A 22494-nucleotide genomic window follows, 5' to 3' on the forward strand; every position below is an offset into this window, starting at 1 on the left:
CCTGATCAGTCGGTCAACTCGGTCAACTTCTCTGAGAGGCAGGTGATTCGGCTGCGGTCTGCATCACCATGAGGAGCGCGGGGCGGCCGACGAACCGCTGGGGACGTGAGGTGGGCACACGTGGGGCAACAAGCAGGGGGACCCAACGCCGCGCTGTCGCGGTGCCTCGACGAACTCGGATGGAGCCCCAAGGCGCTCGCGCGAAAGCTCAACAGGGTGTTCGGAGCGGGGACCGTCGCCGAGTCGGCGCCGTACCACTGGAGGGACGGCGGCTCGCTGCCGCGTTCGCCGTTACCGATGATGGCTGCCTATGTGCTCTCCCAGGAACTGGGTAGAGCTGTCTCCGTAGCCGAACTGTGGCAGGGCCGCGCGGGTGACTCCTCGGCGCTCGTCCCGGCGGACACGGATCTCGCACGGCCCTGGACCGTGCAGGGCATGGAGGCGATCGTGGAGGACTGGGTGATGGGAGGGCTTGTCGACCGGCGTCGATTCCTCGCGATCTCAGGCGCGGGGCTTCTGGCGATCGTCGCCCAGTACCTCGACGGAACCGCGGGGCGAGGCCAGTACACGTCCCGGATGGCCCCGCCGCCCGGCGCCGATCCGCTCGTCGACCAGGTCGAGCAGCACCTGCCCATGCTCCAGCTGCTCGACGACGAGCATGGAGGTGCGAGACATCTCCCCTACGTCGGTGCTCAGTTCCGTGCTGTGGGGCTATTGATTCACGAGGGCGGGCATCCGCCCGCTGTGGCGAGCAGGCTCATCCGCGCGCTGGCGGAGATCGGTCAGCTCGCCGGCTGGATGGCCTTCGACGCGGCAGATCACGGTCTGGCCCAGCGCTACTTCGCCACTGCGCTGCGAGCCGCACATCAGGTCAATGACCTGCCCCTGTGCGCGCACATTCTCGGCGACCTCTCCTTCCAGGCGGCGAGCCGGGGACATCCGGCGGATGCCATCGCCCTCGGCGAGGCAGCCCGCCGCGCCAGCGAAGCCGCTCCGCCTGCCGCCCGGGCATCCGTCCTTTCCCGGCTCGCCTACGCGTATGCGGCCGCCGGCCGTGACAACGACTTCGCCCACACCCGCGGCTCCGCGCGAGAACTGATCGCGGGTCGGGACGGCAGCCGGGAGGAGCCCCGCTGGATGTACTTCCTCACCGACAACCACCTCGACTGCCAAGCCGGCTATGGCTTCGTTCAGATGGGGCGCGCCCGGCAGAAGGAGGACGGCGGTACCAAGGGCCGTCGCTTTCTCGCTCAAGGGACCGAGATGCTCCGTTCCGGGGCGTACGACGTTCCGCGTGGTGACCCCAGCCAGCGCAGAGCCATGTTCGAAGGGGCCTGGCTGGCCTTGGGACACAGCGCCCACGGAGACCTGGAGGCGGCCTGCGAGATCGGCCAGATCGCCGCTGACCGCCTTGACGTCGTACGTTCGCCGAGGAGCGCGGCGCTGCTCCACCAGCTTGCGGCGGACCTACGCCGCCGCCAGCGAAACCCGCACGTCCGCAGCTTTCTGCCGGTCCTCGAAGACGCACTCGCCCGACATGCTCCGTCGACGCCACCCGGCCGTTAGGGTCGAGATCATGACCGCAGGGGAGCGCGTTGTCGTTGTCGGCGCTGGGGTGGCAGGGCTGACCTCCGCCGTTGTTCTCGCCGAGGCCGGGGTATCGGTGCACGTGATCGCCGAGCAGGTGCCCGGTGTCACCTCGCTGGCCGCCGGCGCGATGTGGGGCCCGTACCTGGTCGAGCCTAAGGACGAGGTCGACCGATGGGGACAGCGGTCCCTGGAAGTCTTCCGGGAGCTGGCCCAGGACCAGGCCACAGGCGTCCGGCTCACCACCGGCATCGAAGCATCCCGTACTGCCGAGGCCCCACCGGACTGGGCCACCACGCTGCCCGGGTTCCGACCGTGCGAGTCGACCGAACTGCCGGATGGGTTCACGGCCGGTTACCGGTTCACGGTGCCGCTGATCGACATGCCCGCCTATCTCGACTATCTCCTGCGCCGGCTGCGAGCGGGCGGCGGAACGGTCGAGCAGCGACGTCTGACCTCGCTCGCGGACGTCGGCCCGGCCCCTCTGATCGTCAATTGCGCGGGCTTGGGCGCCGGTGACCTGGCCGTGGATTCAGACCTGCGGCCGATTCGTGGCCAGCACGTAGTCGTCGCCAACCCGGGGCTGACCGAGTTCTTCTCCGAGGACACCGGCACTTCGCCGGATCTGCTGTGCTTCTATCCGCATGGAGAGACCGTCGTCCTGGGTGGCACAGCCATCGACGACGAAGGCGACCTTGCCCCGGACGACACAGCGGCGGCCCGCATCCTCGCCCGATGCGCCGAGGTCGAACCCCGCCTCGCCCGTGCCCGCGTTCTGGAGCACCGGATCGGCGCTCGGCCGACTCGTTCCGTTGTCCGCGTGGAGGCGGAGCGACAGGATGGAGTGTTGGTCGTACACAACTACGGGCATGGAGGCGCCGGCGTCACGCTGTCGTGGGGGTGCGCCCAGGAGGTTTCGGATTTGCTCGCTTCGCGGTGACCCTAGATCTATTGCCGTTACATCTCCCGCCGCGCGGCGCTCTTGGAGGGCATACGTGACGCAACAGAACAGTAGGCGGCGACCGGGCATCGCTGCGGCGATCGTCGTCCACGGGGGGCGGGTCCTCATGGTGCGCCGCCGGGTCAGCGAGGGAGAGCTCTCCTGGCAGTTCCCTGCTGGCGAGGTTGAGCCCGGCGAGTCACGCGAGGGCGCCGCTGTCCGTGAAGCCCAGGAGGAGACCGGCCTGACCGTCTCCGCAGTGAAGCTGCTCGGCGACCGGATCCACCCGAAGACGGGCCGGCTGATGTCGTACACGGCCTGCGACGTGGTGAGCGGTACCGCCCATGTCGCAGACACCGAGGAGCTGGCCGAGCTCGCATGGGTGACCCATGGCGAGATCGCGCGGTACGTGCCGTACGGGCTGTTCGAGCCCGTACAGGCTCACCTTGACGCCGCAATGCTGTAAAGGGTTGGCGCGCGGGCCTGGAACCTGGTCGTATACGCGCCATGAGCCGTTTGAGTAGGTCCGTCACCAGAGTTATGCACATCCTCGATGGAGCGGACCTGGGCGCGGACTACGTGGTTTCGCAGCTGCTCGACGAGACAACAGCCCGGCGCTCCCTGGACCTCTCCGACCTCTCCCCCCATGAGCAGGCCGCACTGGTCGAGGGGCGCGCCATCAACCTGATCCCCTCGGCCGCAGTCCTCGCCGAGAAGATCGAAGCCGCGCGGACGGAGGGGCGCCAGTTCGTCATCAAGTACGGCATCGACCCGACCTCGCCCGACGTCCACCTCGGCCACGCGGTGCCGATCATCATCACCAGCCGGCTGCAGCGTATGGGGCACCACGTCGTCTTCATCATCGGCGACGTGACGGCGAAGATCGGTGACCCCTCGGGCCGCTCCTCGGAACGACCGGCTCTCACGGACGAGGACATCGCCCGCAACCTGAGCACTTACCAGCAGCAGGTCACCCCGTTCATCGACTTCGAGCGTGCCGACCTGCGCTTCAACGGTGAGTGGCTCAACAAGGTAAGCCTCCCGCAGCTCGTCGAGATCCTCGCCCGAGTGCCCGTCTCCATGTCGCTCCAGCGTGAGGACTTCCGTACCCGGATCGCTGAGGGGCAGGGTCTGTCTATCGCCGAGTTCGTCTACTCCGTCGTCATGGCGATGGACTCCGTAGCCATCACGGCTGACGTCGAACTGGGCGGAGTCGACCAGCTGCTGAATCTCCAGATGTGCCGCAAGGTCATGGAGATCTCGGAGCAGACGCCCGAGGTCGTCATCACCACCCCGCTCATCGAAGGGACCGACGGCACGGGCTCCAAGATGAGCAAGAGCAAGGGCAACTACGTCGGTCTGACGGCAACGCCCGATGATGTCTACGGTCGGCTGATGTCCATCCCCGACCACCTGACCGAGCCGTACCTCCAGCTCCTCACGGAGTGGACGGACGACGAGATCCGCGTGGTGACCAAGCGCTTGGAGGAGGGGACCGCGCACCCGATGGCCGTCAAGCGGATCCTGGCCGGTGAGGTAGTGGCCGCGCTCCACGGCCCGGACGTTGCGGCCGCCGCCCGCGCGGAGTTCACGGCCCGCTTCTCCAAGCGGTCCTTCGGGGACACCCAGAACCTCCCCGTCGTATCCCTGAAAGATCACGCCGAGGACACCCTCGGGGCCCTGATCAGCCGCACGCTGGACTTCGCCCCCAGCATCTCCGCAGTGCGCCGTGTGGCGCAGCAGAAGGGCCTGCGTCTCATCCACGAGGCCGACGGAGAGCAGCAGACCACTCAGCTCACGGAGGCATCCGTCCAGCAGGCGCTTGGCGCAGTGGTGAGCGAGGTCGGTGCACTCGACGGCATCGAGCTGTACCTCAAGGTGGGCCGCAAGGTGGCCCGCATCGACGCCTGAGATTGAGTCCGGCGCCGGCCCACATCGGTGGGCCGGCGCCGCCCCGTGGCCCTCTGTGCGTCACCTTGAGGATGGGCGCTACGCGTCGATGCGGACCTACGCCGCCGGGGCCTGCCGCCGTACAGCGAGCTCGTTCATGGGGTTCCACCGCGCTGGTAGCCGACCCACAGCCGGCCGCCGACCTGCTCCAGCACCTCGTCCACGACTGCCGCCAGAGGCTCAATCCGCCCCGCCAATACGTCACGCAGTCCATCGTGCAGGCGCATATTGAGCCCCGGCGCCGTGGGCTCGAGGCGGCGGGCCAGCCACTTCCCGCCCCCGTTCCAGGACCCGCCAGCGGTCAGTGCCAACTCACCCGTTCGTCGCACCAGCTCGGTGGCAATGAACAACCGTTCGGCCTGGTCGGTGCTCCCCGCGAGATCGTCGAGCAGGTCGGTGATCGCGTAGCGGCGGTCATCGATCTCTTCGGCCGACGCCCCAGGTGGCCCTGCGGCGGTCAGCTTTCGCGCCGCAGCGGCGAGTTGTGTCCCGACTCCATCCTTGTCGAAGAGGAGAATCCCGTCGGCACACATCCAGAGCAGCGGTGACCGGCGCTTGCGTACCTCCCGCTGGATGTAGGCGTGCCACGTCGCTTCGGTGTGCACGAACATTTCCACCGGCCACGCACCGCTACGGAGGCTTGCCCGATAGGGGGCTGGAGATCCATGGAGGAGCACCACGATGTCGAGGTCCGACATCGTCGTGCGGCGGCCCGTCACGACACTGCCTCCCAGGAACGCAGCCCGAGCGACAGGGTGACGTTCCTCTACAACGGCACGCGCAGCATCAATCGCATCCATGCAGCAACTATCAGCACTCTGCCCAACGTGCGCACGGGGTTTCTTCGGGCACACGGGCTCAGTCCGACGTCGGCGGGTTCCAGTTCGCCGGAGGCAGACAGAAAAGAGTCGCGAAAGACTGGCCAGCGGGTGCAAGGGGATGTCAACGTAGACGACCTTCCGAAACCCCAGGTCAGAGAGGTGACCGCCGTGACCGTGGCATCTATGAGCCCCGGTTTCTCCACCGCCGCCGAGGTCCTGAAAGTGCACACCTGGCAGCTTGGCCCGGGCCAGCCCACGCTCGTGATGGATCAGTTCTCTGCCGAGGATTTCCACATGGTTGTGGACGACCGCGCTGATGTCCACGTCAATTCGAAGGACAGCCGGTTCTACTTGGGCTGGTTTCCGCTCGGCCGCCCTGGGGGCGACGGCGAAGGCTGGAAGATCGCTGTCACCGGCACCACGAAGGTGCCTGGCTACAGCATCTCCTTCGACGCCGAGACGCCGGCCGACATCGTCGCCGCCGCTGTGACGCGCGTGCTGGAAACCGCCCATCCTCGGTAGGCAGGGCAGCCGGCGTCAGCCGACCCGGCGTCCCTTGGCTCATGGACGGGTGGCGATCCGAGCCCGTCAGCCGACTACCCGGAAGCAAAACGATGTCAGTAGCTCCGCACCCAGCCCTTGGAGGCGCCCTGTATTCCAACCCGCGGCTCAACCCGTCCACCCCGAACCAGGGCGCACTGCCTGCGTACTGGGTCGGCCCCCGGCACCTGGCCGGCGACGACGGATGTCTCTACGACGTCGTCGCGGACACTCTCGCCGGCTTCGGCTGGACAAGCCTGACAACCGTCCGCGGGCGACGTGAGCTCGACGAGTCGCTGGAGGACCGCCAGGTCCTGCGCAGCACCGTCCTGCACATCAGTCCCGACGCCCGTCGGTGGGCTCAGTGGACGCTGTCGGACGAGCCGCTTCACCTCGGTGGGCTGCCGATCGCGTGGCAGATCTCTGCCCGCTCGGATGCGAGCAGGTCGCTCGCGGACTGGTCCGCCTACTTCACCTCCGGCATCCCCGGGGAGGCCATCGCCGACTTCCTTCTCGCGCTCGATGTATGCGGTGAGCCCACCGACGTGGCCGCCAGTCCCGAGACCGTTCTCGATGCGGCGTCCGCGCATGGTTGGCTCCGTGACGCCGACCAACCGCATGCGGCGGCGATGCACCCCACCTTCACCTCACGCCTCGGCCTTGGCGAGCTGCCACCGCTCATCCAGGATGCTGATCCTTGTGCCCTGATCGTCGAGGGCGATGTGCCGGGGGTGGCGGGATGGCAGGCGTGGGCCGAGCTCGGCGCGGATGCTCCGTGCTTGTGGGCTGCGTCGTTCAGTTCCAGCGTGCCGCACGGCCTCGTTGCCGCGTTCGCCTCCTCGCTCAGCTCCACCGCACCGGTTCTACGCCGGGTGTTGCCGGAGAGCTCACGGGACCGGCTCCTGTGTGCCCCTGCCTGCTGAGCAGTACTCCCGCGCGATGAAGCCGGGCCCCAGTTCGGGAGGCCCGGCTTCGCGCTGCACTGGCAGCTTCTGCATCTGGCGGACAGTTACCGGGGCGGGCTGGCGCAATGCGGTGTCTGTTGCGCCCGCTTTTCCGGGTCAGGGCCGACGGCTGGAGTGGTTCGCTGCCCTGGCCGCCGGTGGTGTGGCGGGGTTTGACGGCGAGGCGCGTCGGCTGTCTCTGGCGGACGTCGCCGGAGGGCTTTCGGGTGCGGCAGGCAGATGGGCGCTTCGGCGCAGGCGCCAGACGAGGACGTCGCTGATGGAGTCGGCGGTGTCGAGCTCGCGACGTCGGGTGACTTCGGCGAGCAGCGCGGCCGGGTCGTGGCCTGCCTGCCGGGCGTCGGCGAGTGTGGCGGACAGGGCGGGCCAGCCGGGCTCGCCCTGGATTCGATCCGCGAGCTCCGGCAGCGCGTGGTGCAGAAGATCGGCGTGCCGCTGCCGGATCCGCGGCGTCAGACGCTGGCCACGCTGGCGGAGGGCCGCGATGGGGTCGGCTGCGGCGGCCTGGTAGGCGGCGCGCAGGTGCTCGGCGGCTTGCTGGGCCGCGGCGGCCTGCTGGCCGTGGTGCTTCTTGGCGTGCCAGTTGGCCGCGGTGATGGCGAGGAAGACGGCCATGTCGATGACCATCGCCGTGGTGGCTCCGTCTTCGCCGCGGCCGAGGGCGGGGCCGCTGTGGACGAGATCGTGGGCGGCCTGTCGCAGCGCCTGGTCATGCCCGCGTACGGCACGGATGTGGGAGCGGCTGGCCCGCTCGAACACGAAGGCCGCCTGCCGGAGTTCAGCGCGGGTATGGGCGGCAGAGGTCTTGGCGAGCGCGTCCAGGACTTCCCCTGCCGCAGCGATCTGCGCTGCTGCCATGCCGTCGTCACCGTGATCGATGATCAGCAGAGCCTGCCAGGTGGCAGCAGCAGCCCGGCGCCGAGCGAACGCGGGATGGGTCACCGGCGGCAGAGCGGGCTGCGCCGGCTCACGCTCGCCCTCGGTGACCTCCTCCGCTTCAAGGGCCCAGCGTTCGCGTATACGAGGCAGGGACAGGTCGGGTGCGAGTGTGGAGCCGGCATAGAAGACCGGCTCGTCGTCTTTGTTGCGGTCGTCAGGCAGCGCGACCTTGTAGCCGAGCAGGTCGCCCGACGGTGCGATCCGCTTGCGGATCAGCAGACCGTCGGCGGCCAGACGGTCGAAGAACTCATCCGTGGAGGCAGCGCCGGCCGAGGCAGTGCGTACGGTCTCGCGCAGCTTCTCCCTCGCCGTGCGCTCTCGTTCTTGCCGTTCGGCCTTGTGGCGCTCGGCGCTGGTGGGGCGCTTGGCCGCAGTCCCGTCGCCGGGGGCGACACGGTGCAGGTCGTAGTCGGCTTCGATGATGCGGGCAGCGGCCTGTGCGCGTTGGCCGGAGCGGTGGTGGTCCGGGCGGCGGCCGTCCTCGCGTACGAGGGTGGCGATGATGTGGATGTGGTCGTCGGCGTGACGGACGGCGGCCCAGCGGCACCCGGCGTCGTCTACGCCGCCGGGGTCGATGCCGGTGGCGGCCACGATGCGTCGGGCGATGTCGCCCCACTCCTCGTCGCTGAGAATGCGGTCGGTGCCTGCTGCGCGTACGGAGCAGTGCCACACGTGCTGGTCGGGCCGCTGGCCTTCGTCGAGCAGGTGCAGTGGCTGGTCGAGAAGCAGCTGGAGATCCTCTTTCGTCGCGGAGGGGTCGCGGCCGGGGTCGGGTGCCATGGAGTCGAAGGAAGCGACCAGGTGCGGGTCGACGTGCTCCTCGCGGGTGCCTTTGCCGTAGAGGTAGTTGAGCAGCCCGCGGGTGCTGCTGCCTTGCTTGTGGATGCGGGGGATCAAGCGGTCTCGTCTTTCTGCTGGTTGTTGATCCGCTCGACGGCCGTTCTGGTCGCGGTGGCCGCGTGGCGGACGGCGGTGAGGGTCTCCTCAATGCGGGCGATATCGCCGCCGGAGTTGAGGGCCTTGGTCATCTGGTTGAGGTTGCTGCCGGCCCAGCCGAGCTTGCGTCCGGTGGCGAAGAGCTCGGTGAGGATGTCCTGCTCGGCGGCGATGGTTGCGGCGGTGCGGGTCTGGTCGCGGGCGGCGGCCAAGGCGGAGTGGGCGAGGAAGCCGGCGACGCTCATGCCGACGGCGTCGGCGCCGGCCTGGATGACTGTGTGTTCGCGTTCGTTGAGGCGGACGCTCTGGGCGGGACGCTGCTTCTTGTCGCGCGGTCGCGATTTTCCCTTGGGGCGGCGCTTGCGGACGGCCGTTGTTGGCTGCGATCCGCCCTCGGTCGCAGCCTTTCCGTCCGGCGCCCCCTGGCGCTGGTCGGACCCCGTCACCCCCGGGGCGGGGCTGGGTTCGGACGCTCCCCCTGCGGGGGAGTGTCCGAACCTCCAACTTGCTCCGCTTTGGGTTGGCGTGGTGTGGGTCGCGTTCTGGTGCACGGGGCTGTTGGGGTACGAATCCTGTATGGAGATCAGCTCCTGGTAGGGGAGGGGAGAGCGCACCAGGCCGACGAACGTGCAGCAGCCCCGCCTCCCGCTGGTTCGAGTGGGAGAGCGCGGGAGAGGGGCGTGCGTGCCTGGCATAGCGGTGCGAATGAGGCGGGCCCGTGGACCAGACGGAGTGGCTGGTCCACAGGGCTCCGTGCGGGCGTCCGGGGGCTGACCGGATATCCGGTCAGCCCGACGGGATGCCGCTCTTGGCGTCCGGCTCTGCGGCTAGGAGGGCCTTGAGTTCGGTGAGCCGGTCTTCGGAGATGGTGAGCTCGGCCGCGCGAATGGCGTTCCGCAGCACGGCGCGAGTGGCTGTTCCGTGCGTAGCGATGGCCCTGCGGCCGATCGCGAGCAGTTCCTCCATTTCGGCGCCGGGAGGACGTCCGTAGCGTTGCGCGGCGGGGACGTCGACCTCGGGGGCCGGCTCGGTGGTCTCGCGATCGGGGGCAGAATCGTGCAGGGGAAGTCGGTTCTGCACGGATCGAGGAGGCAGGAGCTTGGAGCGAAGGCGGGAGGCGGGGTGTTCCGTGGCCTTCTCGCCCTGCAAGGCGTAGTCGGCACTCGGCTGGCCGCGCTGGAGCGTCGTTGTCTCGCCGCGATGCGTCGCGCCCTCATCCAGCGTGGAAGCAGTCCAAGGCGATGCGAGTTCGATGGTGGCCAGCGCTGCCGCGTGACGGCGGACGGCGAGCTGCTGCAGCAGCACTTCGCGTTGATGCTGGTCGATGCCCACCGCAGCTTGGGCGATGGCCTGTGAAAGCCGTCGTGAAGTGCGCCGACCTCGCCAGCCGGCGCGCTGCTTCTGGGTTCGCTCCGCGAGATGAGAGGCCAGGGCGACGGCCTTGCGGGTGGCCCGGTCGCGGGTGATCTGGGAGGCATCACGATCGCGTGCGGCGATGCCGAGGCGCGAGAGAAGGCGCTCGCGTGCTTCGCGTCCGACCCGGGCAAGCACGCTGTGGGAGGCGCCCTCGGGTGTGCGGATGCGCAGTTCGATGCCCATGGCCTGATGCCAGAGCAGGGATGCCATGATCGGGCCGACGAAGGCTCGCACTGTGCCGCCGACCACGCCTGACTCGGCGTACGCGGGGATCACCTGCACAGCGGTGATCACCCAGGTCAGGGTTCCGGGGAGGCCGGGCGCCTGCTTGGGCCCGTGCAGGTTCTGCCGCGCGAGCAGCGCCGTGGCGAAGAGGGCGAGTTCGGCCGCGGCGAACATCGCGATGCGCTCGGTGGTACCGCTCATGTCCAGGTAGTCGGCGGCGAACCGCCAGCTGGTGTCGGCGCTGTAGGCGGTACAGCCGACCGCGGCCAGTGCGGCGACCCTGACCGCAGGCGCTCCGGGCTGGTGCCTGCTGCGTTTTCGGGTAGGGCGCCGACTGATCAGGAAGCCGAGCAGCAGCATCGTGCAAGTGCCCAGGAGGGCAGTAAGGGCGAGAGACGTTGAGGTCCAGTTCCCGACTGTGGGCAGGGCGAGTTGCGTCATGCAGGGGTCTCCAGGGAGGCCGCCGCGCCGTTTGGGCAGGCGTGGGCGCGGGCGAGCGGAGTGAGGAAGGGGCGAGGCGGGTCGGCGCCGTGCGGTCAGGCGCGGGGCCGGCGCCTGCGGTCTGCGCCGGTGAGGACGACGGTTGTGGTCATCTCGGCGAGACGGGAGGCGACGCGGTCGCCGACGGCGTCGCGCAGCGCGGCGGTCGGCAGATTGGTCGTGAGGAGCGTGGGGAGCAGGTCGGTGTAGCGGCGGTTGATCAGCCGGTACGTGATCTCCTCGGTCCACTCCGACTGCTTGGCCGCGCCGAGGTCGTCCAGGATCAGCAGCGGGCAGGTGCTGAGAGTGGCGAGGTCTCGCTCGGCGTCGTGGCCGGCGCGTGGGCGCAGGCGGGCGTACAGGTCGGCCGTAGTGGCGGCTTCCCACCGCAGTCGCACTCCGGCGGTCAGTAGCGATCGCACCGCGCCGTACGCCTGGTGCGTCTTGCCGGTGCCGGTGGGGCCGGCGATCAGCAGGGACGGTCCGAGCGCGATGCCCCGGGTGCCGCTCGGGCCGGGCCGCGCGCCGAGGGCCACTTCGTCAACCCAGGCGGCAACCTGCTCGTGACCGGCGAGGGCGTCGCGGTAGCGAGGTGGGATGCGAGCCTCGGCCAGCTCCAGTGCGGTCACCCGCTCCGAAGGCGCCTCGGCGGGTGCGGCGGTCGTGTCGATGCCCCGGTCGGCGAGGATCGTGTCGAGGCGGGCGGCCAGGGAGCTGATGCGCTGCGGTTCCCGGCTGGTGGTGGCTGTGGTCACAGCTGGCCTCCGTAGGCCGCCTCGACGTCAGAGGACGCCGGGTTGGTCCACGCGCGGTGCGGGGCAGTAGCTGCCTGAGGGGCGTTCATGGCCTCGTTGACCAGGCTCGGCAGCAGGTTCGCGGACAGGCCCTTGGCCCGCATGCGGCTCATCCCGGCGCGGATGTGCTCGGCCGAGATGCCCTCGCCGAGCAGTTTGCCGGTCATTTTGCCGAGGCGGCCCAGTACGTCGCTGGGCGGGCGGTGTTCGCAGGAGGCGACGTACTCGCCGACCAGGTCCCTGGCCGAGATCGCGCCCGAGACGGTGGGTGGCGCGGGGGCGCTTGCGCTCCCCACCGGAGGTGATCCTAGATCCAGGATCCTAGGTCCTAGATCCGGACCCTGATCCCTCACCACCATCTCCCGGCGTTGTGGTGAGGGCTCACTGAAACTGCCCTGACCTGCAACTTCCCCGTTCACGGACGGCTCGCTGCATTCACCGGACCCCTCAGGTGCTCCGCGGTGAGGGCTCGCGGCATGTTCACGGAGGACACCGTGAACAGGTGTGGCCGGCTCGGCAGACCGGCTTCCCTGATGACGCGGGCAGGACGGGCAGCGGCTGCCGCTCGGCCGGTTGATCTTCTGGTGGCGGGCCCAGGTGACGATGTGCAGGTAGCGCTTGCCGTCGTCACCCTCGTACCGGCAGACGAGACCGGCGCCGTCGAGCTGTGTGAGGTCGTCCTCGACCTCCAGGGGGCCGTGTTCGGGGCGGAGGGACCACAGGGCGCCGGCGATGACAGCAGCCTGGTCGCGGAAACGGCCGTGGTCGTCTGCCTGGGTGAGGAGGCCGAAGAAGGTCCGCTCGGCGTGGACGCTCACCGCAGCGAGCGACTCGGAGATGAAGGCTTCCGGCTTGATCGTGCGTATCCGCGCCATACCTATCGCCCCGCCTTCGTGGGTAGAGCAGGCGACTTCGGCGACGAGGATGCGACTACGGCCGCGAGGGCTGTAGCTTGTTGGGGCATAGACGGTTCCTCACCTGGTGGCGTTGTGACCGCCACCGTCTTGATCGTTCAGGTACGGGCGATATCGGTAGGGACTCCCTGACCCCCGGCGTTGGCCCGCCGGGGGTTTTCATGTGCTCGGAGTCGCAAGGTGTTCCGGGTGCATGGCCAAGACAGCCACACCCTCCCCGCACAAGTCCAGCATTCCGCCGAGAAAGCAAACAGCTCTCGGCGAACGCGTCGTGCGCGGCTTCCCTATAACGGTAGACCCGAATTAGCGGTTGACCTAGAAGCGGCACAAATGGGGCGACTGGTGAATCGCCGTCTGCCTGTATCGGCGATCGGCCTGACGTGGCCGTGTGATGCAACGACCCACGTCAGGTCAGTCGGAGGCGGTGCGCATCCCGGACGAGCGCAGGGATTCGGTCAGCGGCGGATTCCGGTCTATGTTGCGTCGCCCGCAGGATCCGGGGACCCAGATCTGACAAAAAAGACGTGGAACATAGCAGCAGATCGCCGGTTACCCAAACCGGCAATGCGGAGCTACAACAGACGCATGCCTGAAATCCCCCTGGGAATTGGTCCGGCCGGCGTGCTGACCGCCCAAGCCATTACCCGTTCCCGCGCAGCGCGCGGATTCGCTCAGCGCCAGTTGGCCGAAAGGGTGACCGCGCTCGGCCGCCCCATGACCATCACGATGCTGTCCCGCATCGAATGCCGGCAGCGGCGCTGCGACGTCGACGACCTCGTCGCCATCGCAGCCGCCCTCGACGTCTCGCCGCTCACGCTGCTCGCCGAGACGAGTTAGCGAAGCACTCGCAGCGCTTTCCGGATGGGCCAACACCCGGCAGCGTCCGCTCACATCACCTCGCCCGTACCAAGCGATCAACCGGCGCGTCACGGGTCACACCATCGCGCCAGAGAAGGAACCCCCTTGCGCCAAGAGGCCATTCCCCCTGCCTCGTCGCCCTTCCGCCGACAGACCGCGAAGGAGGCGATCCCGCGTGGCTGAGCAAACAGGCGCCGAGTTCGCACCGGCCCGCCTCTACCGCCCCGACGAGGTCGCCGCCGTGCTCGGCTGCTCTGCCTGGTGGGTCAAGGACCGCGCCCGCCGTCGCCAGATCCCCTTCGCCCGAGTGGGCCGTGCCTACCGCTTCACCGCAGCCCATCTCGCCGAGATCATCCGCCTCCACGAGGAGCGACCGACCGTCGCTGCGCGGCCACCGTCCCCCGGCGCCCCGCCTGCGGCCCCTGCCCGACGCTCCAGCGCCCCCGAGCCGGGTGCACCCTCCGGCCGCCTGCGCGCCAGGCCGCCCCGCCGATCCGACCGAGCCGCATTCGACACCGCCGCGTAGAACACCGCACCGAAGAGGAAGGAAACGTACTTGGGTTTCGCGGAGAAGCGCGGAAGCTACTGGCGTGCCCGATACAAGACCGCTCCCGGCAAACACCTCACGGTCGTCGACGAGCAAGGCAAGACGATCAAGTTCGCCACTAAGGGCGAGGCCCAACGCTCGGCGAGCGAGGCCGAGAACAAATACCGACGCGGCGACTGGCGCGACCCCGCCCTGGGGCAGGAGACGTTCGGCGAGTACGCGAACCGCTGGTACGAGGCCCAGGACCTGGCCGCCTCGACCATGCAGAACTACAAGCGCCACATCGAGGAGCACCTCCTCCCCGACTTCGAGGACCATGCGCTCGCCGGCATCCTGCGCTCGGATGTCGACCGGTGGGAGAAGAAGGAAAGGGCCCTGTACGCGGCCTCCAGCGTGAAGACCTGGCGCTCCACGTTCCACCTGATCTTCGAGGACGCGATCGACGAAGGTCTGATCACGTCGAACCCGGCGACCAGGCGACGTGGGCGGGGCAAGCGCGCGGGCCGCTCCCGTGACCGAGGCCCCGAGAAGGTCGTCACCGATCCGCTCGGCATCCTGCTCACCGCCGAACGGGCAGCCCTGCTCTCCGGTCGCGATGACGAGTTCGCCGCCGTGGTGCTCAAGGGATACACCGGCATGCGCTGGGGGGAAGTCGTCGGCCTGGAGACCGAGTTCGTGCGCGCTGGATCCGTCCGTGTCGAGTGGCAGCTGTACGAGCTCGACTCGGGTGAGATGGTGCGCTGCCCGCCCAAGGACGACAGCTATCGCACCCTCGACTCGATGGACTGGCTGTCCGCCCTGGTCGCCAACCACGTCGCCCGCACGAAGCCGACGCCCTGCCCCTGCCACGGCAGGACCTACGTCTTCCGTGGCCAAGGCGCGGCTCGTACCGGAGGGCACCAGGGCGCGAAGCTCGTCGACGTCGCACGCCGGGCTGAGGTCTCCACGGGAACGGTGTCCAACGTCCTCAACCACCCTGACCGCGTCGCCGACGCCACCCGCACACGGGTGGAGAGGGCCGTCAGCGACCTCGGGTTCGTGCGTGGCGGAGTTGTGGCGGAACATGCGGCTCACTGGCGCAGGACCGGCTTCGGGACCTGGCTGTTCACCCCGGCGGTGTCAGGCTGGTACCCGAAGAAGGCCCCGCAGGAGGCGCGCCCCGTTCCTCTGCTCGGCGAGCCGTGGCCCGGCGTCCCCGTACGGGGGCGCGGCGCCGGCAACCGGGCCGACGTCTGCTGGCTCCCGATCGCGAAGGGCCTCACACCCCACGGCCTGCGCCACACCCATAGAACCGTGATGGAAGACCTCGGTACCGAGAAGGTCCTCATGGACCAGCGCATGGGCCACATCGACGGCTCCGTATCGGCGCGCTACGCCCACGTTACCCCGGGCATGCGCATGCGGCTCATGGCCGGGATGACAGAGCAGTGGGAGTCGGCCCTCGATGCCCGACTGGCCATGTGCACCACATCTCCCGTGCCTGTACTCGACGCCCTCCTGCGCTTGCGCAGGTAGTACGGGCCGTCGTGACGACCGTGCGGCACCGGGATGCCCTGGTTCGAAGGAGTACGGATCCACCAAGTCGCGGGCCCTAATATGAGGACCGCCTCGGCCGTATGGGACTAGCTTGGCCGCCTGTCCCGTACGGCCGAGTGCGTTTCGACCCTCCGCCCCCGGGCGTCCGAGGGTTAAATGGCTCGCGGTGCTGGCGCCCGGGTGCCATACGATTGCGGCGGTTTGCAGCTCCGTCCCTCAGCCCAGGTGATCCGGCAGACCTGAGCGGTTGCCGTTTGCTGCACCCTCCCGACCTGGGCCCGCCGTGGCACCGCCACTGGCGCCGTACGTACGAAATGGAGCATCCAAGGATGGCTCGACACCTGGTGACCAGCGCGCTTCCCTACATCAACGGGATCAAGCACCTGGGGAACATGGTCGGGTCGATGCTTCCGGCGGACGTGTACTCCCGGTACCTCCGCCAGCGTGGCCACGACGTCCTGTACATCTGCGCGACCGACGAGCACGGGACGCCAGCCGAGCTTGCCGCCAAGGCGGCCGGAGTGTCGGTGGCCGAATTCTGCGCGCAGGCCCACGACGACCAGAGAGCCGTGTACGACGGTTTCCAGCTGGCCTTCGACTACTTCGGCCGCAGTTCCTCGCAGCAGAACGTCGAGATCACCCAGCACTTCGCGCGCCGGCTCCACGAGAACGGCTTCATCGAAGATCGGGCGATCCGCCAGGTCTACTCGCCCGTCGACGGCCGCTTCCTCCCTGACCGGTACGTCGAGGGCACCTGCCCGCACTGCGGCTACGACAAGGCCCGCGGCGACCAGTGCGAGAACTGCACCCGTGTGCTCGACCCGACCGACCTGATCGACCCGCATTCGGCGATCAGTGGCTCCACGGAGCTGGAGGTCCGAGAGACTACGCACCTCTTCCTACTCCAGTCGAAGCTCCAGCAGGAGGTCGAGGCGTGGGTGGCGCTCCACGAGGAACAGTGGCCGCAGCTGTCCTCGTCCATTGCCCGTAAGTGGCTGACCGAGGGCCTGCACGACCGGGCCATCACTCGCGACCTGGACTGGGGCGTTCCGGTCCCGGCCGACACCTGGCCGGAGCTCGCGGCCGAGGGCAAAGTCTTCTACGTCTGGTTCGATGCCCCGATCGAGTACATCGGCGCGACGAAGGAGTGGGCGGACGCCGCCCCGAACGGGGAAACCCGCGACTGGAAGTCGTGGTGGTACGAGGCCGACGACACCGTCCGCTACACCCAGTTCATGGCCAAGGACAACGTCCCGTTCCACACGGTGATGTTCCCGGCCACCGAGCTCGGCGTCCGCGAGCCGTGGAAGAAGGTCGACGTCGTCAAAGGCTTCAACTGGCTGACGTACTACGGCGGCAAGTTCTCCACCTCCCAGAAGCGGGGCATCTTCACCGACGCCGCTCTGGAGATGTTGCCGGCCGACTACTGGCGCTACTTCCTGATCGCCAACGCCCCCGAGTCCGACGACTCCTCCTTCACCTGGGAGCACTTCGCCGCCACGGTCAACAAGGACCTGGCCGACACCCTCGGCAACTTCGTCAACCGCGTGCTGTCCTTCTCCCGCAAGCGCTTCGGCGACGAAGCCCCCGCGGGCACAGTTGCCGGGGAGGCGGAGGCGAAGCTCGGCGAGGAGATCGCGCGCCTGCTGGCCGAGTACGAGGAGCACATGGAGTCCCTCCAGTACCGCAAGGCCGGGGCCGCGCTGCGCGCCCTGTGGTCGGCAGGCAACTCTTACCTGGAGGAGAAGGCCCCCTGGCTGGAGATCAAGACCGACCCGGAAAGTGCGGCTTTGACCTTGCGTACGGCGATGAACCTCATCCACCTCTACGCGATCGTCTCCGAGCCGTTCATTCCGGCCTCGGCCGCCGCGATGCGCGGCGCCTTCGCTCTGGAGGGCGACGCCGCGACCTGGGTGACCGCCGAGCAGGCCAGGTCCCTGGACGTAGTTCCGGCCGGCACGCCCTTCACGGTGCCGCCGGTGCTCTTCGCGAAGATCACGGAGGAGGACCTGGAGTCCTACCGCGAGCGCTTCGGCGGATCCGACGCCTGAGCGCTGGTTTGCTTACGTTGACGATCACGATGGGCCCCAAGGGGCTCTCAGCCGTCGAGAAGTTGCCGGAGAGCGTCCTCACGCAGGCGCTGGTCCGGGTCGGCAGTGTCTCCGTCGAAGCGCACACCTTCGCTGTTCAGGATGTCTGCGGCAGTGTCCGTGCGTGAGGCGTCTGGCCACTGGAAGCCGGAGCTGACCCTCCCGGCGGCCGTGAGGACCCGCCAAGGGCTGGGGCATTGGCCGCAGGTGCCCAGATGCCTGCCGATCGGGACGGCATGGCTGTCGATCACCGTCGCCACGTCGCCGTAGGTGGTCCATCGTCCGGCGGGGACGGCAGCGAGCAGGGTGTGCAGGCCGGTCCAGTCCTTGCGGGTGCCGCTGAGCTGCCTGGCGAGTCCCGTGAGATCGATGCCCGCCAGCGTGGCCCATTCCTCGGGGTCGACGTCGGCGGGCACGTGGTCGGTGTCGACGTCCCACCACGTCGTTCCCTGTATGCCGTCGGCGGTGCGGCCGGTCACGCTCGTGAAGATGTGGTTGGCCAGCCCGGTGGGCGAGTAGGAGGCACCGTCCGTGCCCCAGACCAGGGGCTTGGCGGTGTTGTTGGCCCAGGTGGCGGTCGCCCGGCTGGTGTCATCGGCCACCCATGAGTGGATATCGCTGCGTATGGCTTCCGTCACGCCGTGGCGCGGCGTCATCCGCAGCTTGGTTCCGTCGGGGAGCAGGCCCGCGCCGACGAGTACGTGGACGGCGTTGCGCGAGCGTGAGCGTTCCTGCAGCTTCTTGGCCGCCGCCTCACCTTCGACTCGAGCCGGGGTGAGCGTGAACTCCTCGACCTCCGGGGTCGGATAGACCTTGGTGAACCCGGCGACGAGGTGGCCTTCCACCCGCCATAGACCGACCTGGATGAGATCGATGTCGAGGCCCATCTCCGACAGCCAGACCACGGAGTGGGTGACCTGCTTGGGGAAGTCGGCGGCGATGATCACCTGTCGGGGCCGCTGGAGTAGCTCCGGGCTCCACTCCCCCTCCACGTGGTCGAGCAAGCGCTGCTTGCATGCTCCGGTGGCGAGGTCCTGTCCTCTGCGCGCCAGAAATTCGCGGTGCGCGTGGGCGAGGGTGTCAAGGTCGAACCGGGACACCAGAGCGGCGTAGGTGATTGCCTGGAGGTGCACGTCCCGATCGGCCGTCCCTCGCTTCAGCTCGACCACGACGAGGCGCCCGGTTGCGTCCAGCCCCAGGACATCCAGCCGGTCGCGGGCCGGTACTCCGTCGGTGTCGGCCCACCGGTCATACTCTGCGGTGATCACGAGCACCGACTCCCCGAGCACCTGGGGATGGGCGATCACCCACTCCTGGAGATGCTGCCGTTCCAGCAGGTTTTCCGCAGCCAGCCCGGTGCGCGATATGAGTGTGGCTTTTTGGCCGTCGACAGTGAACAGATGATCCACGGTGCCCCCTCCTACGCCCGGCGCGGTGCGTCGGACGACCAGAGCGTACGTGGAGAAAGCCCACGCGGGCTTCGAAACTGTCATGCTCCGCTGAGCCGAATGAATGTTTCGCCCTCTGGAGGAGTCACGTGGCAATCCGTAAGAGCATGGAGGAGGTCCTCGTGGTCGCCGGGCAGCGCGAGCAGTGGCTTACCCGTTGCGAACAGGGCCTCGTTACCGCAGGGTTCAAGGATGTGCGGACACTCGCAGACCTTGGGCAGGTGACGGGCACGTACAGAAAGTTTCCCACTTGGGGCGAGCTCACGATCACGGTCGTCCCGGGCGCTCAGTCGGGATACACGCGCCTGACGCTTCGCTCGACGGCTGCAGTCGATAACATCTACGCCATTTTCTCCAGCCCGAACAAGAAGGTCCTCGAGGCTGCGAAGGCCGGTTTCGCGTGAGCACGGCACCGTCTGAAACTTGGAGGTTGCGGCGCGGTCGGAACAGCCGTTGCGGGTCAGCCCGTGGGCCAGAATTTGGGTGCGTCCATCTGAGGATCGACGGTGCGGACACGGGTGGCGCGAGTTGGGTCGACAGAGGTGAGGGAGACCAGACGTTGGCCGTCTGCGACCGATAGCTCGGCCAGAGCGTGGGGGAGGCCCGCGCACACCGTGGCGATGGCCGAGCCCAGGCCGACCAGCCCGCCGTGCTTGTTGTTCTGTCGGTACTCGATCCGATGGAGCCCGGATGCAGCGATCGCCGCGACTTCAAGGTGCCGGCTCATCTGTTTGGTGTCGTTGGTGAGGACTGCGTCGAAGCCTTCAGCGCGAGCCTTCTCGAACAGCTCGATGTCTTTGGTGCCAGCCCATCCAGGCAGGTCATGCACGTGCAGGACGTCATGAGCCTTGAGAAGGATGCGGACGATGTCGGCCATAGGACGCGGCACGTTCTCGTCGAGCAGCAGCTTCAAGCGGCGCCTCGGCTCGCACCTGCGCCTGCACCGGTTGGCGTTCCGGTGTAGCTGTCGACGTAATCGGTGAAGTCGGTTGCTTCAAGTGCTGCTCCGGCACTGACCCCGGGGAAGAAGTCGGCGATCTGCTCCGGAGGAATTCCATCTCGGATCAGGGCTGCGACCTCGGCTGCGGGGACGCGAGTGCCACGGATTACCGGCTCACCGCCGCGTACGGATGGATCCACGGCGACATCTGGGCGGGGGGACAGCAGGTCGGGAATGTGTCGGCCGTTCCGGTAGAACGGGGCTAGGACATCGACGAGCTGGTGGATGACGAGGTTGCTTTTGCCACCCTTGCGGCCGATCAGGTCGACGGCATGGTCGGGATCGGCCAGATACACCGTGCCCCCGTCGGTGACGAGCTGGTAGGCCGAGAGGTGCTCTCGCTCACCCAGATCGTCCCTGAGGGAGTCCACTGCGCGACGGATCCGCTGCAGCGAGGTCTCCTGCCGGAGGCGCACGCAGGTTCGCAGTGCAACGACATCTCGGAAGGAGTACAGGATGGGCCGTATAGCCGAGATCTCTGGGACGAGGACTGCGCCTCCTGCGCCTGAGGCGTGACGCCAGTGAGAGAGCTGGGCCATCGTCGCGCCGGACAGCGCCGCTGCGAGCTTCGGTTCGTACGACATGGCCCCTCCTCTCTGTGCCTACCCGTATGAGCGCGACCGTACTGCATTCTCTGTCGAGGGCCCGCTCAGTGCGACCCCTTCGAGACAGGGGAGTCTGAACGTCTTGCTGCGCGGTGGCTGCCCCTTCCAGCGCCGGGGCCTGGGGAGCCGCCTTCCCGCACTTGGCTCCCAAACGGCTCCCAAAACGCCCCCGGAAACCACTCAGGGGCCTGATCCACTTAGTGGATCAGGCCCCTGACCTGGCGTTTCAGCTGTCGGGGTGGCGGGATTTGAACCCACGACCTCTTCGTCCCGAACGAAGCGCGCTGCCAAGCTGCGCTACACCCCGATGTCCACCGATTGTCCCGGCGACATCGATTACTTTAGCCCACCCGCGCCCGGAGGCGAAATCCGGTTTTTGTGCCCCGGGCCGGGAGCCTCAGTCGCGGGGCGTCAGCGTCAGCAGGGTCGCCTCGGGCGGGCACGCGAAGCGGACCGGGGTGTAGCGGTTCGTGCCGCAGCCCGCGGAGACGTGGAGGTAGGAGCGCCGCTCGCCGACCGTGTGGCCGGAGAGGCCCTTCACCCGGTCCGTGTCCAGGTCGCAGTTGGTGACGAGGGCGCCGTAGAAGGGGATGCAGAGCTGGCCGCCATGGGTGTGACCGGCCAGGATCAGGGGGTAGCCGTCCGCCGTGAAGGCGTCCAGGGAGCGCAGGTACGGGGCGTGGACGACGCCGATCGAGAGGTCCGCGCCCGTCTCGGGGCCGCCGGCGACCTCGGCGTAACGGTCCCGCTTGATGTGGGGGTCGTCCAGGCCGGTGAACGCGATCTCGAGCCCGTCGGCCTTGATCCGGCCCCGGGTGTTGGAGAGGTTCAGCCAGCCCGCCTCGTCGAACGCGTCCCGCATCGGCTCCCACGGGTTGTGGACGGCGCCGACCGCCGGTGCGTTCCCGTTGAGCCCGTGCTTGCCCTGCGTCTTCTCCAGGAGGTAGCGGACGGGGTTACGGAGCTTCGGGCCGTAATAGTCGTTGGAGCCGAAGACGTAGACCCCGGGGAACTCCATCAGCGGGCCGAGCGCGTCGAGCAGCTCCGGTACGGCTTCCGGGTCGGAGAGGTTGTCGCCGGTGTTGACGACGAAGTCCGGGCGGAGGCCCGCCAGCGACTGCAGCCAGGCGCGCTTCTTGCGCTGGCCGCTCACCATGTGGATGTCGGAGACCTGGAGCACGCGCAACGGGCGTGCCCCGTGCGGGAGTACGGGAATCGTGATCCGGCGAAGGCGGAACGAGCGTGCCTCGAATCCGGCCGCGTATACGAGACCGGCGGCACCGACTGCCGCGCCGACTGCCGTTACTTTCAGGGGTACTCCGTAGCGTGCGCGCATGGGGCCATCGTCGCAGAAACGGCGCGGTGCGACGAAAACAGGCGGGCGGCAGGTGCCCCGTACCTGTCACAATCGCCGCATGACCACGCTCAAGTCCAAGCTCAAGGAAGACCTCACCACGGCCATGAAGGCGCGTGACGAGCTCACCTCGTCCACCCTCCGGCTCACCCTGACCGCGATCACCAAGGAAGAGGTCAGCGGCAAGGCGTCGCGCGAGCTCTCCGACGACGAGGTGCAGAAGGTGATCGCCAAGGAGGCGAAGAAGCGCCGTGAGGCGGCCGAGGCCTTCGCGCAGGGCGGCCGGACGGAGCAGGCCGAGCGGGAGAAGGCCGAGGGCGAGCTGCTCGACGCCTACCTGCCGAAGCAGCTCTCCGACGACGAGCTGGACGTGATCGTCGCGCAGGCCGTCCAGGAGGCGAGGAGCGCCGGCGCCGAGGGGCCCCGGGCCATGGGTGCCGTCATGAAGATCGTCAACCCGAAGGTAGCCGGGCTCGCCGACGGCGGCCGGGTCGCCGCAACGGTGAAGAAGCTGCTCGCGGGCTGAGAGGCCGATACGTGGGAGGAGGG

The 22494-nt window shown here is 68.4% G+C and carries 22 protein-coding genes and 1 tRNA gene; 12 read left to right on the forward strand and 11 right to left on the reverse strand.

Annotated features, from left to right (window positions below; all coding sequences use genetic code 11):
* Window positions 1–120: 120 nt before the first annotated feature.
* From ACIP63_RS29270 to tyrS, 4 genes are read left to right on the forward strand one after another with little or no spacing between them, the layout of a single operon-like run.
* Window positions 121–1566 (forward strand): carph-isopro domain-containing protein, encoded by a 1446-nt coding sequence (locus ACIP63_RS29270; protein WP_401521487.1) that lies wholly within the window; start codon window positions 121–123, stop codon window positions 1564–1566.
* Between the two features lie 10 nt (window positions 1567–1576).
* Window positions 1577–2527 carry an FAD-dependent oxidoreductase gene (locus ACIP63_RS29275; RefSeq protein WP_401521490.1) on the forward strand — a complete coding sequence of 317 codons (951 nt, stop codon included), beginning with the start codon at window positions 1577–1579 and terminating at the stop codon, window positions 2525–2527.
* Between the two features lie 55 nt (window positions 2528–2582).
* Complete coding sequence (locus ACIP63_RS29280) at window positions 2583–2993, forward strand: NUDIX hydrolase (RefSeq protein WP_401521493.1); 411 nt, start codon at window positions 2583–2585, stop codon at window positions 2991–2993.
* 41 nt (window positions 2994–3034) lie between these two features.
* Window positions 3035–4438 (forward strand): tyrosine--tRNA ligase, encoded by a 1404-nt coding sequence (tyrS, locus tag ACIP63_RS29285; protein ID WP_401521494.1) that lies wholly within the window; start codon window positions 3035–3037, stop codon window positions 4436–4438.
* A gap of 134 nt (window positions 4439–4572) precedes the next feature.
* Here the strand turns inward: tyrS and ACIP63_RS29290 are convergent, their stop codons facing one another.
* Window positions 4573–5277 (reverse strand): nucleotidyltransferase domain-containing protein, encoded by a 705-nt coding sequence (locus ACIP63_RS29290; RefSeq protein WP_401521497.1) that lies wholly within the window; start codon window positions 5275–5277, stop codon window positions 4573–4575.
* A gap of 204 nt (window positions 5278–5481) precedes the next feature.
* Here ACIP63_RS29290 and ACIP63_RS29295 point away from each other — a divergent pair, with 204 nt between their 5' ends.
* The gene (locus tag ACIP63_RS29295) at window positions 5482–5820 is read left to right on the forward strand and encodes a DUF317 domain-containing protein (protein WP_401521499.1); all 339 of its coding nucleotides are present in this window, start codon (window positions 5482–5484) and stop codon (window positions 5818–5820) included.
* 92 nt (window positions 5821–5912) lie between these two features.
* Window positions 5913–6761, forward strand: coding sequence for a DUF317 domain-containing protein (locus tag ACIP63_RS29300; RefSeq protein WP_401521501.1), 849 nt, complete (start codon window positions 5913–5915; stop codon window positions 6759–6761).
* A gap of 138 nt (window positions 6762–6899) precedes the next feature.
* Here ACIP63_RS29300 and ACIP63_RS29305 read toward each other — a convergent pair whose 3' ends face one another.
* From ACIP63_RS29305 to ACIP63_RS29325, 5 genes are all read right to left on the reverse strand, one after another.
* Window positions 6900–8639 carry a relaxase/mobilization nuclease domain-containing protein gene (locus ACIP63_RS29305; RefSeq protein WP_401521504.1) on the reverse strand — a complete coding sequence of 580 codons (1740 nt, stop codon included), beginning with the start codon at window positions 8637–8639 and terminating at the stop codon, window positions 6900–6902.
* A complete protein-coding gene (locus ACIP63_RS29310) occupies window positions 8636–9124 on the reverse strand; it encodes a mobilization protein (RefSeq protein WP_401521506.1) in 489 nt (162 codons plus the stop codon). The genes ACIP63_RS29305 and ACIP63_RS29310 overlap by 4 nt, the downstream gene beginning before the upstream one ends.
* A 340-nt stretch (window positions 9125–9464) precedes the next feature.
* Window positions 9465–10760: a hypothetical protein gene (locus ACIP63_RS29315; RefSeq protein ID WP_401521509.1), complete on the reverse strand. Its 1296-nt coding sequence runs from the start codon at window positions 10758–10760 to the stop codon at window positions 9465–9467.
* Between the two features lie 95 nt (window positions 10761–10855).
* Window positions 10856–11554 carry an ATP-binding protein gene (locus ACIP63_RS29320; protein ID WP_401521511.1) on the reverse strand — a complete coding sequence of 233 codons (699 nt, stop codon included), beginning with the start codon at window positions 11552–11554 and terminating at the stop codon, window positions 10856–10858.
* A complete protein-coding gene (locus ACIP63_RS29325) occupies window positions 11551–12468 on the reverse strand; it encodes a hypothetical protein (protein WP_401521513.1) in 918 nt (305 codons plus the stop codon). The genes ACIP63_RS29320 and ACIP63_RS29325 overlap by 4 nt, the downstream gene beginning before the upstream one ends.
* 624 nt (window positions 12469–13092) lie before the next feature.
* Between ACIP63_RS29325 and ACIP63_RS29330 the strand changes: the two genes are divergently transcribed.
* From ACIP63_RS29330 to metG, 4 genes are all read left to right on the forward strand, one after another.
* Window positions 13093–13344: a helix-turn-helix domain-containing protein gene (locus ACIP63_RS29330; protein WP_032791520.1), complete on the forward strand. Its 252-nt coding sequence runs from the start codon at window positions 13093–13095 to the stop codon at window positions 13342–13344.
* 196 nt (window positions 13345–13540) lie between these two features.
* On the forward strand, window positions 13541–13891 hold the full coding sequence (locus ACIP63_RS29335; protein WP_401521516.1) for a helix-turn-helix domain-containing protein: 351 nt from the start codon (window positions 13541–13543) through the stop codon (window positions 13889–13891).
* A gap of 30 nt (window positions 13892–13921) precedes the next feature.
* On the forward strand, window positions 13922–15427 hold the full coding sequence (locus ACIP63_RS29340) for a LacI family DNA-binding transcriptional regulator (protein WP_401521518.1): 1506 nt from the start codon (window positions 13922–13924) through the stop codon (window positions 15425–15427).
* 350 nt (window positions 15428–15777) lie between these two features.
* Window positions 15778–17499 (forward strand): methionine--tRNA ligase, encoded by a 1722-nt coding sequence (gene metG / locus ACIP63_RS29345; RefSeq protein WP_401521521.1) that lies wholly within the window; start codon window positions 15778–15780, stop codon window positions 17497–17499.
* Between the two features lie 47 nt (window positions 17500–17546).
* Here the strand turns inward: metG and ACIP63_RS29350 are convergent, their stop codons facing one another.
* Window positions 17547–18947, reverse strand: a complete 1401-nt coding sequence (locus tag ACIP63_RS29350; RefSeq protein WP_401521524.1) for a DNA-binding protein — start codon at window positions 18945–18947, stop codon at window positions 17547–17549.
* 128 nt (window positions 18948–19075) lie between these two features.
* Between ACIP63_RS29350 and ACIP63_RS29355 the strand changes: the two genes are divergently transcribed.
* Window positions 19076–19390, forward strand: a complete 315-nt coding sequence (locus tag ACIP63_RS29355) for a hypothetical protein (RefSeq protein WP_401521526.1) — start codon at window positions 19076–19078, stop codon at window positions 19388–19390.
* Between the two features lie 56 nt (window positions 19391–19446).
* Here ACIP63_RS29355 and ACIP63_RS29360 read toward each other — a convergent pair whose 3' ends face one another.
* From ACIP63_RS29360 to ACIP63_RS29375, 4 genes are all read right to left on the reverse strand, one after another.
* A complete protein-coding gene (locus ACIP63_RS29360) occupies window positions 19447–19899 on the reverse strand; it encodes a DUF5615 family PIN-like protein (protein ID WP_401521528.1) in 453 nt (150 codons plus the stop codon).
* Window positions 19896–20570 (reverse strand): DUF433 domain-containing protein, encoded by a 675-nt coding sequence (locus ACIP63_RS29365; protein ID WP_366820444.1) that lies wholly within the window; start codon window positions 20568–20570, stop codon window positions 19896–19898. The genes ACIP63_RS29360 and ACIP63_RS29365 overlap by 4 nt, the downstream gene beginning before the upstream one ends.
* A gap of 254 nt (window positions 20571–20824) precedes the next feature.
* Window positions 20825–20898 (reverse strand) — tRNA-Pro (locus tag ACIP63_RS29370).
* Window positions 20899–20988: 90 nt separating this feature from the next.
* Complete coding sequence (locus ACIP63_RS29375; protein WP_401521532.1) at window positions 20989–21927, reverse strand: metallophosphoesterase; 939 nt, start codon at window positions 21925–21927, stop codon at window positions 20989–20991.
* 79 nt (window positions 21928–22006) lie between these two features.
* Here ACIP63_RS29375 and ACIP63_RS29380 point away from each other — a divergent pair, with 79 nt between their 5' ends.
* Window positions 22007–22471 (forward strand): GatB/YqeY domain-containing protein, encoded by a 465-nt coding sequence (locus tag ACIP63_RS29380; protein WP_401521535.1) that lies wholly within the window; start codon window positions 22007–22009, stop codon window positions 22469–22471.
* The last annotated feature ends 23 nt before the right edge of the window (window positions 22472–22494 follow it).

The sequence above is a fragment of the Streptomyces sp. NPDC088746 genome (assembly GCF_044751065.1).
Taxonomy (GTDB): Bacteria; Actinomycetota; Actinomycetes; order Streptomycetales; family Streptomycetaceae; genus Streptomyces.